Origin of the sequence: Methyloversatilis sp. MC4-4 (genome assembly GCF_049843555.1) — a bacterium.
In the GTDB taxonomy this organism is placed as follows: Bacteria; Pseudomonadota; Gammaproteobacteria; order Burkholderiales; family Rhodocyclaceae; genus Methyloversatilis; species Methyloversatilis discipulorum_B.
In genome coordinates this window covers 372,442-390,226 of the sequence record NZ_JBBHZK010000002.1, presented here as the reverse complement: position 1 = coordinate 390,226, position 17,785 = coordinate 372,442, and the positions used below count along the sequence as shown (strand labels likewise).

The 17,785-nt window shown below is 67.6% G+C and carries 12 protein-coding genes and 1 pseudogene; 4 read left to right on the top strand and 9 right to left on the bottom strand.

The genetic code is table 11. From position 1 onward, the window contains the following. Positions 1 to 27: 27 nt before the first annotated feature. From WDZ97_RS08690 to WDZ97_RS08675, 4 genes are all read right to left on the bottom strand, one after another. Positions 28 to 1,689 carry an ArnT family glycosyltransferase gene (locus WDZ97_RS08690; RefSeq protein WP_425762482.1) on the bottom strand — a complete coding sequence of 554 codons (1,662 nt, stop codon included), beginning with the start codon at positions 1,687 to 1,689 and terminating at the stop codon, positions 28 to 30. A gap of 137 nt (positions 1,690 to 1,826) precedes the next feature. Beyond that, positions 1,827 to 2,039, bottom strand: a complete 213-nt coding sequence (gene rpmE, locus WDZ97_RS08685) for a 50S ribosomal protein L31 (protein WP_304000948.1) — start codon at positions 2,037 to 2,039, stop codon at positions 1,827 to 1,829. A 127-nt stretch (positions 2,040 to 2,166) separates the two neighbouring features. Further along, complete coding sequence (locus WDZ97_RS08680; protein WP_425762481.1) at positions 2,167 to 3,105, bottom strand: transglutaminase family protein; 939 nt, start codon at positions 3,103 to 3,105, stop codon at positions 2,167 to 2,169. Continuing rightward, positions 3,102 to 5,552: a circularly permuted type 2 ATP-grasp protein gene (locus WDZ97_RS08675; protein ID WP_425762480.1), complete on the bottom strand. Its 2,451-nt coding sequence runs from the start codon at positions 5,550 to 5,552 to the stop codon at positions 3,102 to 3,104. Before WDZ97_RS08675 ends, WDZ97_RS08680 begins: the two co-directional genes overlap by 4 nt. A gap of 155 nt (positions 5,553 to 5,707) precedes the next feature. On the opposite strand from WDZ97_RS08675, the gene WDZ97_RS08670 reads away from it, so the two are divergent. The 3 genes and pseudogenes from WDZ97_RS08670 to WDZ97_RS08660 all read left to right on the top strand — a co-directional run bounded on the left by WDZ97_RS08670 (position 5,708) and on the right by WDZ97_RS08660 (position 8,910). Next, positions 5,708 to 6,670, top strand: a complete 963-nt coding sequence (locus tag WDZ97_RS08670) for an NAD(P)/FAD-dependent oxidoreductase (RefSeq protein WP_425762479.1) — start codon at positions 5,708 to 5,710, stop codon at positions 6,668 to 6,670. Between the two features lie 203 nt (positions 6,671 to 6,873). After that, a pseudogene (locus WDZ97_RS08665) lies at positions 6,874 to 8,025 on the top strand (FIST signal transduction protein); the annotation flags it as partial. 168 nt (positions 8,026 to 8,193) lie between these two features. Further along, complete coding sequence (locus WDZ97_RS08660) at positions 8,194 to 8,910, top strand: methyl-accepting chemotaxis protein (RefSeq protein ID WP_408630422.1); 717 nt, start codon at positions 8,194 to 8,196, stop codon at positions 8,908 to 8,910. A gap of 132 nt (positions 8,911 to 9,042) precedes the next feature. On the opposite strand, the gene WDZ97_RS08655 is transcribed toward WDZ97_RS08660, so the two are convergent. The 5 genes from WDZ97_RS08655 to norR all read right to left on the bottom strand — a co-directional run bounded on the left by WDZ97_RS08655 (position 9,043) and on the right by norR (position 16,384). Next, positions 9,043 to 10,632, bottom strand: a complete 1,590-nt coding sequence (locus WDZ97_RS08655) for a methyl-accepting chemotaxis protein (RefSeq protein ID WP_425762478.1) — start codon at positions 10,630 to 10,632, stop codon at positions 9,043 to 9,045. A gap of 160 nt (positions 10,633 to 10,792) precedes the next feature. Next, entirely contained in the window at positions 10,793 to 12,655 is a 1,863-nt protein-coding gene (mnmC, locus tag WDZ97_RS08650) for a bifunctional tRNA (5-methylaminomethyl-2-thiouridine)(34)-methyltransferase MnmD/FAD-dependent 5-carboxymethylaminomethyl-2-thiouridine(34) oxidoreductase MnmC (protein WP_425762477.1), read from the bottom strand. Positions 12,656 to 12,765: 110 nt separating this feature from the next. Beyond that, positions 12,766 to 14,265: a lysine--tRNA ligase gene (gene lysS, locus WDZ97_RS08645; RefSeq protein ID WP_341929248.1), complete on the bottom strand. Its 1,500-nt coding sequence runs from the start codon at positions 14,263 to 14,265 to the stop codon at positions 12,766 to 12,768. 118 nt (positions 14,266 to 14,383) lie between these two features. Beyond that, positions 14,384 to 14,701, bottom strand: coding sequence for a quaternary ammonium compound efflux SMR transporter SugE (gene sugE / locus WDZ97_RS08640; protein WP_019918882.1), 318 nt, complete (start codon positions 14,699 to 14,701; stop codon positions 14,384 to 14,386). Between the two features lie 129 nt (positions 14,702 to 14,830). After that, on the bottom strand, positions 14,831 to 16,384 hold the full coding sequence (gene norR, locus WDZ97_RS08635; RefSeq protein WP_425762476.1) for a nitric oxide reductase transcriptional regulator NorR: 1,554 nt from the start codon (positions 16,382 to 16,384) through the stop codon (positions 14,831 to 14,833). A 175-nt stretch (positions 16,385 to 16,559) separates the two neighbouring features. On the opposite strand from norR, the gene hmpA reads away from it, so the two are divergent. Continuing rightward, positions 16,560 to 17,741 carry an NO-inducible flavohemoprotein gene (hmpA, locus tag WDZ97_RS08630; protein WP_425762475.1) on the top strand — a complete coding sequence of 394 codons (1,182 nt, stop codon included), beginning with the start codon at positions 16,560 to 16,562 and terminating at the stop codon, positions 17,739 to 17,741. Positions 17,742 to 17,785: the final 44 nt, after the last annotated feature.

Here is a 17,785-nt window from a genome sequence, read left to right as displayed (position 1 = left end):
ATCCGGCGCCTCGTGTCACCCTTCGTTTCAGTGTCTTGCGTACAGCAGGAAGCGCTCGTGCCGGTCGCCGGGCCGGCGGCCTTCCCACTTCAGAGTCCAGCTTCCGTCCAGCGACGGCGGCTTGCCGCCCCGGCCGTGGTAGGCCAGCAGCAGGTCGCATTGCTGCCCCGATCGGCCCGCGATGTTCAACGGCTTCAGATCGAGGAAGTAGTAGAACGCCGCGCGCTGGCTCTCCTGCAGGCCGGTGAAGGCAACGCAGCCATGCTGAGCCGGCAGGTGTTCGCCGATCATCCGCGCCACGTCGCGATAGCTGCGACCGTAATCTATCCACGGCAGCCACAGGCTGCTGACGAGAAACCATATCAATACCATGCCGCAGCCCCAGCTGACGGCCCCGCGTGTCGGTGTTCGTGGCGAACGCCACAGCAGCCATATCCATGCGGCACTCATGATGACGGCTGGTGTCAGTGCCAGCAAGGATATCGACATCTCGAAGCCCGGTTCCAGCCGAGCGAAGGTGCGCGCCAGCCTTTCCGGCCAGCCTGTCGTCATGGCGATCCAGCCGAGCCATATGATGAGGCCCAGCAGTGAAAAGGTCATGACACCGAACCAGTCGAGTGCGTTCGCGGCTCCCCGGCGCAGTCGGGGCAGGCCGGCGCTGCCCAGCACGACCAGCGGTGCCAGCAAGGGAAGTGCCCGCTGGTTGCGGGCTGCACCTTCACCGGCGAGTTGCATGAACAGCAGCACGAGCACGATCAGCGGCAGCGTCAGCACCGGCGAGCGCCACTGTTCGCGGCGCTGCCACAGGGCCCAGCCGGCGACCGGTAGCGCCGGCCAGGCGTACCAGGCGAGCACCTTGACCCAGCTGCCGGCGCCGCCAGCAAGGTGTTCGACATCCGGCAGCAGTCGCTGCAGGTCGTCGGCCCAGACGCGGGCGGCCAGCTCGGGGCGTTCCAGCTGCAGAGCGATCAGCCAGCTCGCCGCGAGCACTGTGCCGACCGCCATCGCCAGCGGCAGTGCGCTCATGCGTAGTGCCGAGGTCGCCACCGTGCGCCACACCGGCAGCAGCGGCATGGCTGCTGCGGTCAGCAGCAGCACGGCGGTCAGCCACAGGCCGGTGCCGAGGCCGGAGATGGCCAGCGCGACGATCAGTACGAGCGCGCCCTGAAGCGGTCGTCGCGCGATCAGCGCGAGCGACCACATGCCCAGCCCGAGTGCGGCCAACAGCGTGGTCGACGATTGCGCGTCATGCAGGTGGGTGACGGCGCCGATGCTGGCGATGCCGATCAGCGGGGCGATGCGCGCCGCCGGTGCGCCGTACAGTTCGCGCGCGGCGCCGGCGCTGCCGAGCAGCCACAGTGCGAGAAAGAAGGCGCTGGCGAGGCGCGCGCCATCGGCGAAACTGATGCCAACCCCTCCCGCCGCCTGACCTGTCAGCGAAGCCAGCCAGTGAAACAGCGGCGGGCTGTCCAGCCACAGCTGGCCGGCCAGTTGCGGGATCAGCCATCCGCCCTCGCGGGCGAAGCCCAGCGCCACGCCGATGTTCAGCGCGTCATCGCCCTTCCATGGATCGCGGCCGAACAGACCGGTCAGCAGATAGACCAGGCACAGCGCGATCACGAATCCGGTTTCGGGTGGGTCGCCGATTAGCGGACGGCGGACCAAGTAGGACTGCGAAGGAAGTGACATCGACGACGATCAGTGAACAGTGGCCCGGATTTTATGGGGACTCCGCAGCGCGTGGGGCGGGCGACGGTTGATCCGGCAAGTGCAGAAACAAAAAAGGCAGCCAAAGGCTGCCTTTCTGCTGCGGCGCTGGGCTGGAATCAGCTGCGCGGCACGTTTGCGTACTTTTGACGGAAGCGCTCGACGCGACCGGCGGTGTCGACGATCTTCTGCTTGCCGGTATAGAACGGGTGGCACGAGGCACACACTTCGATGTGCAGCGGCTTGCCCATCGTCGAACGGGTTTCGAAGTTGTTGCCGCAGGAGCAGGTCACTGCGACGACTTCGTAGCTGGGGTGAATGCCTTCTTTCATGCTGGTTTCTTTCTCAAGCGCTCGAAGGCGGGCGGCCTCGTGCGGATCATCGAACCCCGGGTCGGCTGAGCCTGACGGCTGTGCAGACGGTACCCGCGGAGGAAAAACGCGGATTATGGACGGATTTTCATTCCGGTTCAAGGGGCTGCGTCGCCTCGGCGCAGGTGCGTGCCGGTCGGGCATCGCCCTCCGGCATCACGGTGACGCGCACTTCGACCACGTGCTCGCCGCCGCCGAGGATGACGCCGCGCATCGGCGTGACGTCGCTGAAGTCGCGCCCCCAGGCGACGGTGATGTGCTGGTCATCGGGCTGCACGCAGTTGGTCGGGTCGAAATCGAGCCAACCCGCACCCGGACAGAACACCGACACCCATGCGTGCGAGGCGTCGGCGCCAATCAAACGCGGCTGACCCGGCGGTGGCTGCGTCAGCAGATAGCCGCTGACGTAGCGCGCCGGCAGGCCGAGCGAACGCAGGCAGCCGATCATGAAGTGGGCGAAATCCTGACAGACGCCGCGTCGCTGCTTGAGCAGTGTTTCCAGCGGCGTGCTCACGGTGGTGGCTTCGGGGTCGAACTCGAAATCGCGATGGATGCGCCGCATCAGCGCACAGGTGGCGTCGAACAGCGGCCGGTCGCGGTGGAAGTCGAGTCGGGCGTAACGCGCCAGTGCGGCCAGCGGTTCGATGTGCGGGCTGGCATACAGGTACTGACAGGGCTCGAGCAGCGGCGCCGGCCCGACCTGGTGAAGGCGGTCGCGCACGTGTTCCCAGGCGGGCGACTGCGGCCTCGGCGCGTCGCCAATGCGCCTCACGTCGACCGTCGAGGTGGCCAGTACCGCCAGTTCCTCATGCGCGGCGCCGACCGAAATGTGTTCGACCCGATTGCCGAAGTAGTCCGTCCGGCGTTCGCGCTCGGCCGGCACCGGCGTGATGTCGACCCGGTGCGCGAGCGTCGTCTGGCGCGGCGTCTCGCGTGGCGTCAGATGCAGAAGCTGGCGCGACATCGACACCGGCCAGGCGTAGCGGTAATGCGTTTCGTGCAGCACGTGATAGCGGACCTGCGTCATCGGCGCTCCTCGGTGCCCGTCCACACGCCGTCCGAGTGACTGAAGAAGCGCAGCCCGAGCTGTTCCGACAGTGCGTAGGCGGCGCTGCCCAGCCGTTCGAGCAGGGTGTCGAGCCGGGTCGAGCCGGTGTGCAGGTCGGCCTCGGGCCGCAGCGACAGCAATTCAGCCACCGCGTCGGACAGTGCGGCCGGCTCCAGCGCGCCGAACTGGGCGGCGAGCCGCGCCAGATAGTCGGTCAGGCCGAGCGCCTGGTAGGCGATCGAGCGCGGATTCGTCTCGTCGCACACCAGCAGGTCCAGCACCGGCAGCCATTGCGGCCGCGTCATGTAGCGCGAGCGGTAGGTGATGGTGCTGTCCGCCAGTTCGAGCAGCCAGTCCGGCGCGTCGCCGGCCGCCGCCAGCGCGTGGCGCAGCACGCCACACATGAACTGCAGTCGCTCGATGCGGCGGCCCATCGACAGGAAGCGCCAGCCCTGGTCGCGCGTCATGCCGTCGAGCGCGAATCCGGACAGCGTCATCATCGCCTGCACGCAGCGGTCCAGCCGCTCCAGCACCTCGCCCGGCTCGCTCGGCTGGGCGGCGCTCAGCTCGTCGGTCAGCCGGCTGATTACCCGCCAGTTGTCGAGCGACATCCGCTCGCGCAGATTGAACGCAACGGTCGACAGCTGGTGCAGACCGCCGGCCAGCGACCCGGGGGCCGCCGGGTCGAGCGCGGCGGCGCGCAGCGCAGCGCCGATATCGTCACCCGGCTCGGCGGGCAGCAGGCCGTTGTGCTGGCACAGCGCGGTCAGCGCGTGGTCGCGGATGTCGTCCAGCTCGATGTGCTGGCCGATGGTTGCGCGCAGCAGTCGCGCGCCGTTGTCACAGCGTTCGCAGTAGCGGCCGAACCAGAACAGGTTCTCGACGACGCGGCTGGACAGATTGCTGCCGGCACGCACCAGTTCGGCGGGTGACACCGAACGGCGCAGCAGGCTGAAGGTGTTGACGGTGCCGTGCGTCAGCACCCAGGTGTCCTTGCTCGAACCGCCGCGCTGCATCGCGATCACCCGCGCGTCGCGGTCGGACGCCACGCGGGCGAGTCCGCCCGGCATCACGGCATAGCCTTCGGGCGAAGCACAGGCGAACACGCGCAGGCCGACCGCGCGCGCCGCCAGCCGGCGCGGGTGCTGGGTGTCCCACACTGGCGCCTGCGACAGCTGAACCAGTTCCTGGGCGACGTAGTGATGCGGTCGTGCGCGCATCTTCGCGATCAGCGCGGCGCGCGACTTGCGGTCGAGGTCTGCACCGAACACCGAATCGATGCGCAGCTGCGGGAAGGCCGGCTTGATCACCAGTGTGTCGAGGCGGGCAATGGCGTCTTCCAGCGCCGCCTCCTCGCCGCACCACCAGGTGGCGAGCGAGGGCATGGCCAGCGGCTCGCCGAGCAGACGCTCGCACAGCCGCGGCAGGAAGCCGAGCAGGGCGCCGGTCTCCAGCAGGTTGGAGCCGAGCGCGTTGGCGATCAGCACATTGCCGCGCCGCGCCGCGTCGACCAGACCGGGCACGCCAAGCGCGGAGTCGGCACGCAGTTCGAGCGGGTCGCAGAAGTCGTCGTCGAGACGGCGCAGCACGGCGTGAACGCGGCGCAGGCCGGACAGGTGCTTGAGCCACACCTTGCCGTCGCGCACCAGCAGATCGGAACCCTCGACCAGCGGAAAGCCGAGGTAGCGCGCCAGATAGGCGTGTTCGAAATAGGTTTCGTTGTAGGGGCCGGGCGTCAGCAGCACGGTCAGCGGCGGACCGTCACCCTCCGGTGCATGCTGCGCGAGTGTGTCGCGCAGCGTGGCGAAGAAGCTGGCTAGGTGCTCGACGTGCAGGTCGCGGAACTGCTCCGAGAACACGCGCGAGATGACCAACCGGTTCTCCAGCGAGTAGCCGGCGCCCGACGGCGCCTGCGTGCGATCGGCGAGCACCCACCAGCGGCCGTCGGGCGAACGCGCGAGATCGGCCGCGTACAGGTGGAGGTGGATGTCGCCCGGCACCTTCAGCCCGTGACAGGGTCTGAGGAAACCGGCGTGACCATAGACCAGCGCGGGCGGCAGCAGGCCTTCGGCCAGCATCTGCTGTGGCCCGTACACGTCCTGCAGGATCAGGTTGAGCAGCTTCGCACGCTGTGCGATTGCGGCAGAAATCTGCGTCCACTCGTCGGGCGGGATGACCAGCGGCAGTACGTCCAGTTCCCACGGGCGCTCGACGCCGCGCGGGTCGGCATAGACGTTGTAGGTGACGCCGTTCTCGCGGATCTGCCGGCGCACCGACGCCAGCCTCTCCTGCATCTGTTCCGGGCGGGCGCGCACCAGGGTGTCGAACAGCGCGCGCCAGTGCGGGCGTAGTGTCCACGGGGCGGACAGCAGTTCGTCGTAGCGTGGTCCGGTTTGCGGGTAGTGCTCGAGCAGTTGGCGGGGCATCGGTGTTGCTGTCGTGGTGCGCGGCGCTTGGCCATTCGCGCACGCGCTTCCGGATCGTGGCGTGCGAATCAAGTGAGAGCAGACCCTAGCACAGACCTTGCATGATCCGCTCCGCACACGCAGGTGATGCACTGATAAATAGAGGAACAGCAACAATGCACAACATTGCGGTAATCGGAGCGGGCATGGCGGGATGCACGCTCGCGCGGCGGCTGGTCGACGCCGGGCGCTCGGTCCAGGTGTTTGACAAGGGCCGTGCAGCAGGTGGTCGCATGGCCACGCGCGCGGCCGGTCGACTGCGCTTCGATCACGGCGCGCAGTTCATGTCGGTGCGCGGCGAGGCGCTGCAGGGGCGCCTCGCCGACTGGCAGCGCGCTGGCGTCATCGCGCAGTGGTCTGCAGCCGCGATCGACGGCGATCCGCGCTGGGTGGGCGTGCCCGGCATGAATGCGCTGGCGCCGCGCCTGCTGTGGGGCGCCGAGATCCGTTCGCAGATCGCCATCACCGGCATGGGGGCGGACCGCCTCGGCTGGTGGCTGGCCGGCGAGGCCGGCATGCTGGCCGACTGTTTCGATGCGGTACTGGTGACCTTGCCGGCGCCGCAGGCGGCAGGACTGTTCGAGCGCTGCGCCGGCATGGACATCAAGCCTTTCATCGACGCCATGCAGGACATCCGCTACGCGCCGTGCTGGACGCTGATGCTGTCGTTTGCCGAGCGCATCGAGGCTGACGACTGCCTGCGCTTCGACGCTGGCGGCACGCTGAACTGGGCGGCGCGTGACAGCAGCAAGCCGCAGCGCGACGCCGCGCAGGAGTGCTGGGTGGTACACGCCGACGCGCAGTGGTCGCAGGACAATCTCGAGCGCTCAGCGGAGGAGATCGAAACCCTGCTGTTCGAGGCTTTCGCTGCGGCCACGGGGTGTACCGCGGTGCCGCTTCATCGCTGCGCCCATCGCTGGCGCTACGCCCGTGTGATCCGGCCACTCGGCCGTCCCTGTCTGTGGGACGCCGACAGCAAGCTTGGCTATGCGTCCGACGGCTGTCTGGGCGAGCGCATCGAGAATGCCTTCGACAGCGCCAACGCGCTGGCCGACCGGGTTCTGGGTCTGGTCGATTGAAATGCCGGCGGCGGCTGTCGTGCTGCCCCGCACCATGTCCGACTTCGTTAAATCCATGTGTTCATTGAAGAAAAAGTGTCCAGAGATTGAACACGCCCGGAAAATTTTCGTTTCTCAACCATAAAGTCGAGTGGGCCGCTCCCGTTGGTTAACGCTGATCGACGCGCCACCGCGTTGCCGATCGGGAACTCAGGGAGAGAGAGATGAAACTATTCGGACGCCAGTCGCAGAACGGGCGCGCAGGCATCGAAACGCTGCAGACGCGGCTGGGCGAACTGGAATCGCGCCTTGCCGCGGTACGCAGTACGCCTTCGTTCGTCAGCGGATATGTTGCACCGGACGTCGACATCGACCGCGTCGCGCAGGCCATCAAGGCCCGTTTTCCGGGTGTTGCGCTGACCCTGAGCACCACCGCCGGCGAACTGTGCAGCGCCGCCGGTTCGTCGCTGTACTGTGCCGCGTCGGACGGACGCGACCGCGTCGTGCTGCAACTGTTCGACCGCAGCGTGATCGGCCAGGCGCAGGTGGTGGCGATACCGCTGGCCAGCGAGGACCTGCGGCAGAACGGTCGCGTGATGGACTACCGCGAGCGCATCGAGCGTCTGGTGCGCAGCATCCAGGGCACGCAGGTACCGATGGACATCGATCACCGTGACACCTTTGCCTATGTGCTGTTCGACGGCCTGTCGAATTCCGAATCCTTCTTCATGGAAGCGCTGTACGAAGCCGGCCGCTTTCCCTGTCTGTTCGTCGGCGGGTCAGCCGGCGGCAAGCTCGACTTCAAGGACACCTGGCTGCACGACGGTAACCGCCGACTCAACAACCACGTGCTGGTGACCTTCCTGAAGATGGCGCCGCAAGTGCGTTTCGGCGTGTTCAAGAGCCAGAATTTCGAAGCCACGCAGACCCGCTTCCAGATATTCAGCGCTTCGGTCGAACGTCGCCAGGTGAATCTGGTGATCGACGAGGACGGCCGCGCGGTGTCGCTGATCGACGCGTTGTGCAGGACTTTCGGCTGCGAGCGCAGTCAGCTGTCGGCCAAGCTCGACAGTCACTCCTTCGCCATCCGCGTCAACGGCGAACTGTTCGTGCGCTCGGTCGCGACGCTCGACTTCGACCACGATCGCGTCGACTTCTACTGCGACGTGGCGCCGGGCGAGGAACTGGTGTTGGTGCGACGCACGCCGTTCGCCGCCACCACCGAACGCGACTTCCGCGCCTTCATGTCGAACAAGCCGGGTCAGCCGCTGGCTGGTATGTTCAACGACTGCGTGCTGCGCCGCCTCTACAACGGCGCGGAACTGAGCGGGCTGGACCGCGTGTTCAGCGGCATCGACGTCGCCGGTTTCTCGACCTTCGGTGAGATCCTCGGCCTGAACCTGAACCAGACACTGACCGCCGTGTTCTTCTTCCGGCTGCAGCAGGGCGAGGTGTTCCGCGACGAGTACGTCGACAACTTCGTCGCCCATTACGGCGAGTTCAAGGCCTTCTTCCTGCGCCGGCAGAACGCCAAGCTGGCGGGCATGTCGCGCGTGATGGTGCAGCAGATCAGCGACTACCGCGCCGGCAATTTCGGCAGCCGGCTCGATCCGGGCAACGTCGATCCGAGCATGGTGCCGGTGGTGCGCGACCTGAACCACCTTGGCGAAATCATGCTTGACGCCCAGCGCACGCGCGAGGCGACCGCGAGTCAGCTCGAAGCCTGTGCCAACGATCTCTATGGCTCGGTGGGTGAACTGACGACGCGCTTGAGCGACCAGCAGGGCGTGATCCAGACCGCGGTGCGTACCGTCGATACGCTGGCTGGCCAGGCGAACGAAGTGGGCAGCAGTGCGCGCGATCTGTCGCACGCCAGCGACCGTATCCAGCGCGTGGTCGAAATGATCCAGCAGATCGCCGACCAGACGAACCTGCTGGCGCTGAACGCGGCGATCGAGGCGGCGCGTGCCGGCGAAGCCGGTCGCGGTTTCGCCGTGGTGGCCGACGAGGTGCGCATGCTGGCAGAGAAGTCGCGCAACAGCGCAGGCGTGATCGGCAAGGACATTTCCGCGCTGGCGGCGGAGATCGTGCGCGTGGCGCAGATGATCGAAGCGCAGTCGACCGGTGTTTCAGGCCTGACCCAGGTGCTCGAAACCATCGATACCTACAGCAGCGAAACCGCCGGCGTGGCCGGGCACACGCGTGGCGTGGCCGACGTGCTGAAGGGGCTGACCGGCGCAACCCATGCAGTGCGCGCCTGACAGGGGCGTGCGGTCGACGTGAAAAGGCGACAGCTCCGCTGTGGGCGGGCGCTGTCGCCAAGGGGGAAGCGGATCGGAAGTGCGCGCGATTGCGGAAGCCGCCGGGCCTGATCGGCGCGGCGGCGGTCCTTATCAGTGCAGCGCCTGTTCCAGGTGTTTCACCAGTTCGCGCAGTTCGCTCGACGTCGAGTGCAGGCGGGTGGCGGCCTCGCCGACCGATTGCACGCTCGAGTTGGTCTGTTCAACCGTGCTCGATATGCGCTCCATGCTGCACGCCACCTCGTGCGAGGCGAGCGACTGCTGACGCAGCATCTGGGTGATTTCCTCGGAGTAGTTGGCGGCTTCGCGGCTGGCATCCCAGATGCCCTGCAGGCCGGTGCTGCTGGCCTCGATTTCGCTCGTCGAACGGGCCACTTCGCCTGCTGTCGCGCTCATCGTATCCACCGCCGAGCCGGCCAACTGGATGATGTCGGTCACCGCCGAGCCGATGTCCTTGGTGCTGGTGCGGGTACGCTCGGCCAGCTTGCGTACCTCGTCGGCGACCACGGCGAAGCCGCGACCCTGTTCGCCGGCGCGTGCCGCTTCGATGGCCGCGTTCAGCGCCAGCAGATTGGTCTGTTCGGCGATGTCGTTGATCACCTGCGATACCTCGCGGATCTTCTCGACCGACGCGTTCACCTCGGCGATCCGCTCCTGCGACTGCGTCACGACGCCGACCACGCGATGGCTGCTGGCGATGCCCGCTTCCATCGTCTTCATCGCGTCCTGCGCGCTGTGCTCGGTGCGCTTGACTGCTTCGAGGCCGCGGTCGGTATTGCTCGACACCTCGTTGATCGACACGCTCATCTCTTCCATCGCGGCGGCGACCTGCATCACGTTTTCGCCCTGGGCACCAGTGGCTTTGATCAGTGCGCGCATCGCGTCGTCCAGTTCCTTCGAACGCTCGTCGACTTCGCGCGCGTTCACCAGTACGTCGGCGAACATCGCGCGCAGGTGGATGCGCATCACTTCCATCGCGACGAACAGCGGGCGCAGCGGCCCCGGCGGCGCCTCGATCTGCTTTGCCAGCTTGCCTTCGTCCAGTTCCAGCATGGTGCGGTGCAGGCTGTCCAGGCGGCCGGCGACCGTGCTGTTCTGCCAGGCGGCGGTACCCAGTGCCACAGCGGCGGCGACGCCGGACAGGCCCAGGCCCCACCCCCCGCCGACTGCGCCGCCGGCCAGCGCCAGCGCCGACGTCACGCCGGCACCGAGCCAGACGCGGCCGGCCAGGCCGAGCCTGGGTTTGCTGATCGGCGTGCGGGGGAATTTCGCGGTCTTGTCGCGCACGGCGCGGTAGAGCGTTTCGGCGGCGGCGACTTCTTCGCGCTTGGGCGCGTTGCGCACCGACTGGTAGCCCACCGTACGGCCGTCGACCGTGATCGGCGTGACGAAGGCTTCGACCCAGTAATGGTCGCCGTTCTTCGAGCGGTTCTTGACCAGGCCGCGCCACGGCTGACCGGCCTTGATGGTGAGCCACAGGTCTTCGAAGGCTTCGGGCGGCATGTCCGGGTGGCGGACGACGTTGTGGTTGTGGCCGACCAGTTCCTCGCGGCTGAAGCCGCTGATATTGACGAAGGACTCGTTGGCGTAGGTGATGGCGCCCTTCAGGTCCGTCTTGGTGACGATGGGTTTCCCGGGCTCAAGGAAGACTTCTTTCTGCGTAACGGGCAGATTTATTTTCACGGCGACTCTCCAGGTGGCGTGATCCCTCCGGGAAAGGACTGTCGGGCTTCATGCAAGCAAGACGAACGGTCACGCAATTCCGGAGGCATGAGCCATTAACGGCTTCCATCCGGAAAGCTTCACAGTTCCGTGAAATTTTTCCCGCAAGGGTTGATTTCAGTCAATTGTCCGGCGAGAAGCGCGCCGGACTCAGCGCCCGTGCCAGATCCTGTTCGAGCGGCAAGGGATCGCCGCAAAGCCTTGCTGCGAGCAGTTCGGCGCCGAGCGCGTTCCACACCAGGCCGCGCGCACCGAGGCCGGTCAGCAGGTGCAGGCCGCCCGTTTCACCGATCAGCGGCAGACGGTCGGGTGTTGCAGTCCGAAACGAGGTGCGACCAGGCAGTGTTGCAGGCTGCGGCGGCGTGCAGGCCTCCGGCAGCAGGCGTTCGAGGCGGGCCAGATTGCCGGCGTGACTGTCCTCGCGCACCGACGTGTCGCGGTCACCGATGTCGAAACTGGCACCGAGATTGAGGTCGCCGTCCGGTGTAGGGCAGATGTAGCCCTCGCGACACACGGTCACATGCAGATTGGGCAGCAGGCTGCGCGGCAGCCGCGTCACCTGGCCGCGCACGCGGGTCAGTGGCAGTGGATGCGGCAGCAGCGCACAGGCGTCTGCCGCGTTGGCCAGCACCACGGCGTCGGCCTCGATCAACGTATCGGCCGCAGTGGCGACTGACCAGCGCTCGTCACGCCTCGTCAGGGAAAGGGCTTCGGCGGACATCAGACGGCTCACGGCCGAGCCCGCGCGCTCCAGGTTGGCTTGGCACAAGCTGGCCGGATTCACCCAGGCGCCGCGCGGGAACCACCAGCCCCCGAGTGCGACCGGATAGCCGATGCGCCGCGTCATTTCCCAGTCCGACAGGTAACGCACCAGCGCCTGCGGCAGCGCGCCGGTTTCGCACACCTCGCGCTGCAGGCGCTCGTGTTCCGCGTCGTGGGCGATCTGCATCACGCCGGTCGGCCCCCACTTCAGCGGCCGACCTTCGCCGGCCAGCCGCCTCATGTGGGCCGACGCGTGCAGGAAGGCGGCACGGGAAAAGCGGGCGATCACGCTGTCGTCGCGGGCGATCATCGGTCGCAGCACGCCCGCCGCATTGCCCGACGCTTCCTGCGCGGGGGCTGCGTGGCGCTCGATCAGCACCACTTCGACGTCACGGGCGGCCAGTCGCTCGGCGACGGCGCAGCCGGCGAGGCCGGCGCCGATCACCGCCACCCGCTTCGGCGCCGGCGGCTCGGGCCGATGGCGCAGTGCGGCGGCCTGCGCGCCCGGGTGCAGACGGCCGGTCAGCATGTGGCGCTTCGGCCCGAAGCCGGCCTGCTTTTCCGTGACGAAACCGGCGCCTGCCAGCGCGTCGCGCACGCCGGAGGCGACGCTCCAGGTGGCCAGCGTGGCGTCCGCAGCGGCGAGGCGCGACAGCTGTTTACATATGTGAGGCGACCACAGTTCGGGATTCTTCGCCGGCGAGAATCCGTCGAGAAAGATGGCGTTGGCGCGCAGCGTCAGCTGCGGCAGCAGCGCGTCGGCGTCGCCCAGACCCAGGGTCAGTATGACGCGGCCACCGTCGAACTCGATGCGATGCAGCCCGCGCACTGCCAGCGGCCAGCGCTCGACCAGCTTCTGCGCCATGTCGGCCATGTCCGGCGGCAGCAGGCGCTGGCAGGCGATGGCCAGGTCGTACTGAGAGAACGGGTGCTTCTCGACCGACACGAAGTGCAGTCGTGTGCAGCGCGCTGGGCTGTCGCGCCAGGCGCGCCAGGTGGCGAGAAAGTTCAGGCCGAGGCCGAAACCGGTTTCCAGCACGACGAAGCGGTCCCGGCCCGCCCAGCGGTCGGGCAATCCGTTGCCGGCGAGGAACACGTGTTGCGCCTGCGCCAGCGCGCCGTCGGACGAGTGATAGACGTCGCCGTAGGCCGCCGAGCGCGGCGTGCCGTCGTCGGCGAATTCGAGCGGCGCGGGGACGAGAGGCAGGAGCGGGCGGGACATGGGGCAATCAGTGCGTGCGCGGGTACTGGAAAGCAGAACGCCGATCTGGACCGGCGCCGCGGGCATCGGTTCGATCGGCGTTCATCGCGGTCGTATCCGGATCGGGACGCTTACTCCCGTCGCATCTGCGGGAACAGGATGACGTCGCGGATATTGGCCGAGTCGGTCAGCAACATGACCAGGCGGTCGATGCCGATGCCGCAGCCGCCGGTCGGCGGCAGGCCGTGCTCGAGCGCGCGGATGTAGTCGGCGTCGAAATACATCGCTTCCTCGTCGCCGGCGTCCTTGGCTTTGGCCTGTTCCAGGAAGCGGGCGGCCTGGTCTTCCGGGTCGTTCAGTTCCGAGAAACCATTCGCGATCTCGCGGCCGACGATGAACAGCTCGAAGCGCTCGGTGATGTCCGGCTGCGTGTCCGAACGGCGCGCCAGCGGACTCACCTCGGCCGGGTAATCGATGATGAAGGTCGGTTCCCACAGCTGGGCCTCGGCGCAGGCTTCGAACAGCTGCAGCTGCAGCGAGCCGAGGCCGCCCGGCTTCACCTTTTCGCCGTGGGTCACGATGGCCTGCTTCACGAAGGCCTCGTCGGCCAGCTGCTCTTCGGTGTACTGCGGGTTGTACTTGCGAATGGCCTCGACGATGGTCAGCCGGTGGAAGGGCTGACCCAGGTCCAGCTCGCGGCCCTGGTACATGAATTTCGTCGTGCCCAGCGCCTGTTCGGCGCAGTGGCGCAGCAGGTATTCGGTGTAGTCCATCAGCTGCCGGTAGTCGGCGTAGGCCTGATAGAACTCCATCATCGTGAACTCGGGATTGTGGCGCGGGCTGATGCCTTCGTTGCGGAAATTGCGGTTCACCTCGAACACCTTCTCGAAACCGCCAACCACCAGTCGCTTCAGGTAGAGCTCGGGTGCGATGCGCAGGAACAGTTCCATGTCGAGCGCATTGTGGTGGGTCTTGAAGGGCTTGGCCGCAGCGCCGCCGGGGATGGGGTGCATCATCGGCGTTTCGACCTCGAGGAAGCCCTGGCGCGTCATTTCGGCGCGGATGGCGCTCATCATGCGGCTGCGCGCGACGAAGGTGGCGCGCGAGTCGTCGTTGGTGATGAGGTCGAGGTAGCGGTAGCGGTACTTCGCTTCCTGGTCCGACAGGCCGTGGAATTTTTCCGGCAGTGGGCGCAGCGCCTTGGACAGCAGGCGGATGGCGTCGCACTTCACCGTCAGTTCGCCGGTGCGGGTGCGGAACAGCGTGCCGGAACAGCCGACGATGTCACCCAGGTCCCAGTGCTTGAAGGCGCCATGCACCTCTTCGCCGACGCCGTCGTTGGTCACGTAGAGCTGGATGCGGCCCGACATGTCCTGGATGGTGGCGAAGCTGGCCTTGCCCATCACGCGCTTGAGCATGACGCGGCCGGCCAGCTGCACGCGCTCCGGATGCGCTTCCAGCGCTTCGGCGGTGGCCGTTGCGTGCTGCGCGGTGATTTCGCCGGCGTAGTGCGTGCGCTGGAAGTCGTTCGGGTAGGCGCCGCCGGCTTCACGCCACTGGCGCAGTTTCTCGCGCCGCTCCGCGATGATGTGGTTGTCGTCGTCGGCAGGCAGTGCGGCGTGGTCGGTCATGATGGGCTCGAAAGGTGGACCGCGCACGCAAGTGTGCGCAGCAAAAGCGAAAGCCCGCGATTTTCGCCGATAGCGGGCAGCCGGCACAAGTGCGCGGCTGCCGCGCCGGCCCGCGCGATCAGGCGGACGTGAGCTTGAGGCCGAGAATGCCGGCGACGATGAGGCCGACACAGACCAGTCGCGCCGCGTTGGCCGGCTCGCTGAACAGCACGATGCCGAGGATGACGGTGCCGACCGCGCCGATGCCGGTCCAGACGGCGTAGGCGGTGCCGACCGGCAGGTTGCGCATGGCGATGCCGAGCAGCACGACGCTGATGATCATCGTCACCACGGTGAAGGCCGAAGGCCAGAAACGGCTGAAACCGTCAGTGTATTTGAGGCCGATCGCCCAGGCGCATTCGAACAGGCCGGCGATCACGAGGATGGTCCACGACATGAGCTCAACTCCGGATATCGGGGCCGTCCCCGTCGCATGAAACGCCGCGCGGGTCGTCCCGCCGACGGTGTGCGTGTTGCACACAGGGAATATTCGTTTCTTTTGATGCACGGGTCAAGATGCGGCGCGTCAGCGCAGGCCGAGCCGTTTCGCCAGCCGCTGCAGGTTGGCGCGGTCCAGCCCCAGTTCGCGCGCGGCGGCGGCCCAGTTGTGACCGGTGCGCGCCAGCGCGGCGGCGATCGCTTCGCGCTGCAGGCGGTCGACCGCGCTGCGCAGGTCGCCGACCGGGCCCGCCGGATCATTGACCGGCGCCGGTGTCTCGGGCGGTGCCGGCGGCGACAGTTCGAGGTGGGCGGCGTCCAGCGTGACGATGCGCGGGCGCTCGTGGGTGCCGGCCAGCGCCTTCAGCGCGGCGCGGCTGATCAGGTGTTCCAGTTCGCGGACATTGCCCGGCCAGTCGTGAGCGAGCAGGGCGGCTTGTGCGTCCGGGGCGAGGCGCAGACCGCGCAGACCGAGACGGGCACGGTTCTGTTCGAGGAAGCGGCCAGCCAGCAGCAGCACGTCGCGGCCGCGCTCGCGCAGCGGCGGCACGTGCAGCGGATAGACGCCGAGGCGGTGGTAGAGGTCGGCACGGAAGCGGCCGGCGCGCACTTCCTCGGCCAGATCGCGGTTGGTGGCGGCGATCACGCGCACGTCTACATGGACCTCCTGCTCGGCACCGATGCGCTGCAGCTGGCCGCCCTGCAGCACGCGCAGCAGCTTGGCCTGGGCCGCCAGCGGCAGTTCGCCGATCTCGTCGAGGAACAGCGTGCCGCCGTCGGCCAGCGCGAACTTGCCGCGGCGCTCGGTCAGCGCGCCGGAAAAGGCGCCGCGCACATGGCCGAACAGTTCGCTTTCGACCAGGTTGTCCGGCAGCGCGGCGCAGTTCAGGCTGACCAGCGGCCGCGTGGCGCGCGTCGATGCGGCGTGCAGTGCCCGCGCGACCAGTTCCTTGCCGACGCCGGTTTCGCCGTGGATGAGCACGGTGAGTTCGCTGCCGCCGACCAGTTCGATCTCCTTCAGCAGACGCCGGTGCGCCGCACTGTGGCCGACCATGTCGCCGCTGCCCGCCGGGCTGGCGCCGGCCGCCTCGCGGTAGGCCTCGGCGCGCAGCTCCTCGTTCTCGGCCCGGCGCGCCAGCGTGTCGATGCGCTGCGCGGCCTTGACGGTGGCCGCGGCCAGACTGGCAAAGCCGGCCAGCATGTCGAGGTCGGCGCCGGCGAAGCGCGCCGGGTCGAGGGCGTCGAGCGTCAGCACGCCCCAGGGCTGTTCGTCCAGATAGAGCGGGCAGCCCAGGCAGTCGTGTACTTCCAGATGTGCGCCGTGGCCCGGTATCAGTCCGTCATAGGGATCGGGCAGCGGACAGTCGGCGGCGAAGCGGGTCGGCTCGCTGCGTTCGAGCAGCGCCGCCAGGCGCGGGTGCTCGGCGATCAGGAAGTGACGACCCAGCGTGTCCGGGCTGAGGCCGTCTATCGCCAGCGGTACCAGACGGTCGCCGTCCAGCCGCAGCAGCGCGGTGGCGTCGCAGGGCAGCAGTTCGCGCAGCGCATGCAGCAATCGGCGATAGCGCTCCTGCGCCGGCAGGTCGCGCGACAGGTCGTCGACCAGCGGAATCAGTGCGGACAGCAGCGGGTGTGTGGTCATTGTGACGCGGTGTTGTCGAAGTGACTCGAATGCAGTGTAGTCGTTTCAACTCGATGGTGCTGCAAGTGACTGATCTGAAAGAGGCGGTTAAATGGCACGGCGCTTGATAGGGAAGGCCTGCCCGCGCGTCACGGGACTTTCGCGCCGGCGTTTCATTCACTGTCAGGAGAAAACCATGCTGAGCCCGGAACACCGAGCCGTCATCAAGGCCACCGTGCCGCTGCTGGAAAGCGGCGGCGAAGCGCTGACCACGCACTTCTACCGCATCATGCTGAGCGAACATCCGGAGGTGCGGCCGCTGTTCAATCAGGCGCACCAGGCCAGCGGCGACCAGCCGCGCGCGCTCGCCAATGGCGTGCTGATGTACGCGAAGAACATCGACCGTCTGGAAGCGCTCGGCCCGCTGGTCGGTCAGATCGTGCAGAAGCACGTGTCGCTGCAGGTACTGCCCGAGCACTACCCCATCGTCGGCGGCTGCCTGCTGCGCGCCATCCGCGAGGTGCTGGGCGCCGAGATCGCGACCGACGCAGTGATCGAAGCCTGGGCCGCGGCCTACGGTCAGTTGGCCGACCTGCTGATCGGCGCCGAGGAGTCGGTCTATGCCGACCACGCGCAGGCCGACGGCGGCTGGCGCGGTGCGCGCGCTTTCCGTGTCGCGCGCAAGGTGCGCGAGAGCGACGAAATCACCTCCTTCCATCTCGAACCGGTGGACGGCCAGCCGGTGCTGCGCCACGCGCCGGGCGAATACATCGGCCTGCGGCTGAACATCGACGGCCAGGAGATGCGCCGCAACTATTCGCTGTCGGCTGCCGCCAACGGTCGCGACTACCGCATCAGCGTCAAGCGCGAGGCGGGCGGCCGGGTGTCCGGTCATCTGCACGACGCGGTGAACGTGGGCGACGTGCTCGATCTGTTTCCGCCGGCCGGCGATTTCACGTTGCGTGCATCCCACCGCTCGGTGGCGCTGATCACCGCCGGCGTCGGCATCACGCCGGCGCTGCCGATGATGGAAGCGGCGCTGGCCGAAGGCCGCGAGGTGCACTTCATCCACTGCGCGCGTCACGGTGGCGTGCATGCCTTCCGCGATCACGTCGAAGCACTGGCGCAGCGGCACCCGAAGCTGAAGCGCTTCTATGTCTACAGCGAGCCGCGCGACGGTGATCAGGCGCATGCCGAGGGTTTCCTCGAACGCCTGCACCTGGAGCGCTGGCTGCCGCAACCGTCGGCGCTAGACGCCTACTTCCTGGGCCCCAAGCCTTTCATGGCGCGGGTGAAGAAGCAGCTGTCGGAATTGGGCGTACCGACTGCACAGACCCATTACGAGTTCTTCGGACCGGCGGCCGCACTCGACGGCTGATCGAAGCCTGCGGTCCGTCGCGGCCACGGCCGCTCCCACTGGGG

Bases quoted from the DNA above. Each gene is read 5' to 3' on its own strand.
- WDZ97_RS08690 (WP_425762482.1), bottom strand. From the start codon at position 1,689: ATGTCACTTCCTTCGCAGTCCTACTTGGTCCGCCGTCCGCTAATCGGC.
- rpmE (WP_304000948.1), bottom strand. From the start codon at position 2,039: ATGAAAGAAGGCATTCACCCCAGCTACGAAGTCGTCGCAGTGACCTGC.
- WDZ97_RS08680 (WP_425762481.1), bottom strand. From the start codon at position 3,105: ATGACGCAGGTCCGCTATCACGTGCTGCACGAAACGCATTACCGCTAC.
- WDZ97_RS08675 (WP_425762480.1), bottom strand. From the start codon at position 5,552: ATGCCCCGCCAACTGCTCGAGCACTACCCGCAAACCGGACCACGCTAC.
- WDZ97_RS08670 (WP_425762479.1), top strand. From the start codon at position 5,708: ATGCACAACATTGCGGTAATCGGAGCGGGCATGGCGGGATGCACGCTC.
- WDZ97_RS08660 (WP_408630422.1), top strand. From the start codon at position 8,194: ATGTCGCGCGTGATGGTGCAGCAGATCAGCGACTACCGCGCCGGCAAT.
- mnmC (WP_425762477.1), bottom strand. From the start codon at position 12,655: ATGTCCCGCCCGCTCCTGCCTCTCGTCCCCGCGCCGCTCGAATTCGCC.
- lysS (WP_341929248.1), bottom strand. From the start codon at position 14,265: ATGACCGACCACGCCGCACTGCCTGCCGACGACGACAACCACATCATC.
- sugE (WP_019918882.1), bottom strand. From the start codon at position 14,701: ATGTCGTGGACCATCCTCGTGATCGCCGGCCTGTTCGAATGCGCCTGG.
- norR (WP_425762476.1), bottom strand. From the start codon at position 16,384: ATGACCACACACCCGCTGCTGTCCGCACTGATTCCGCTGGTCGACGAC.
- hmpA (WP_425762475.1), top strand. From the start codon at position 16,560: ATGCTGAGCCCGGAACACCGAGCCGTCATCAAGGCCACCGTGCCGCTG.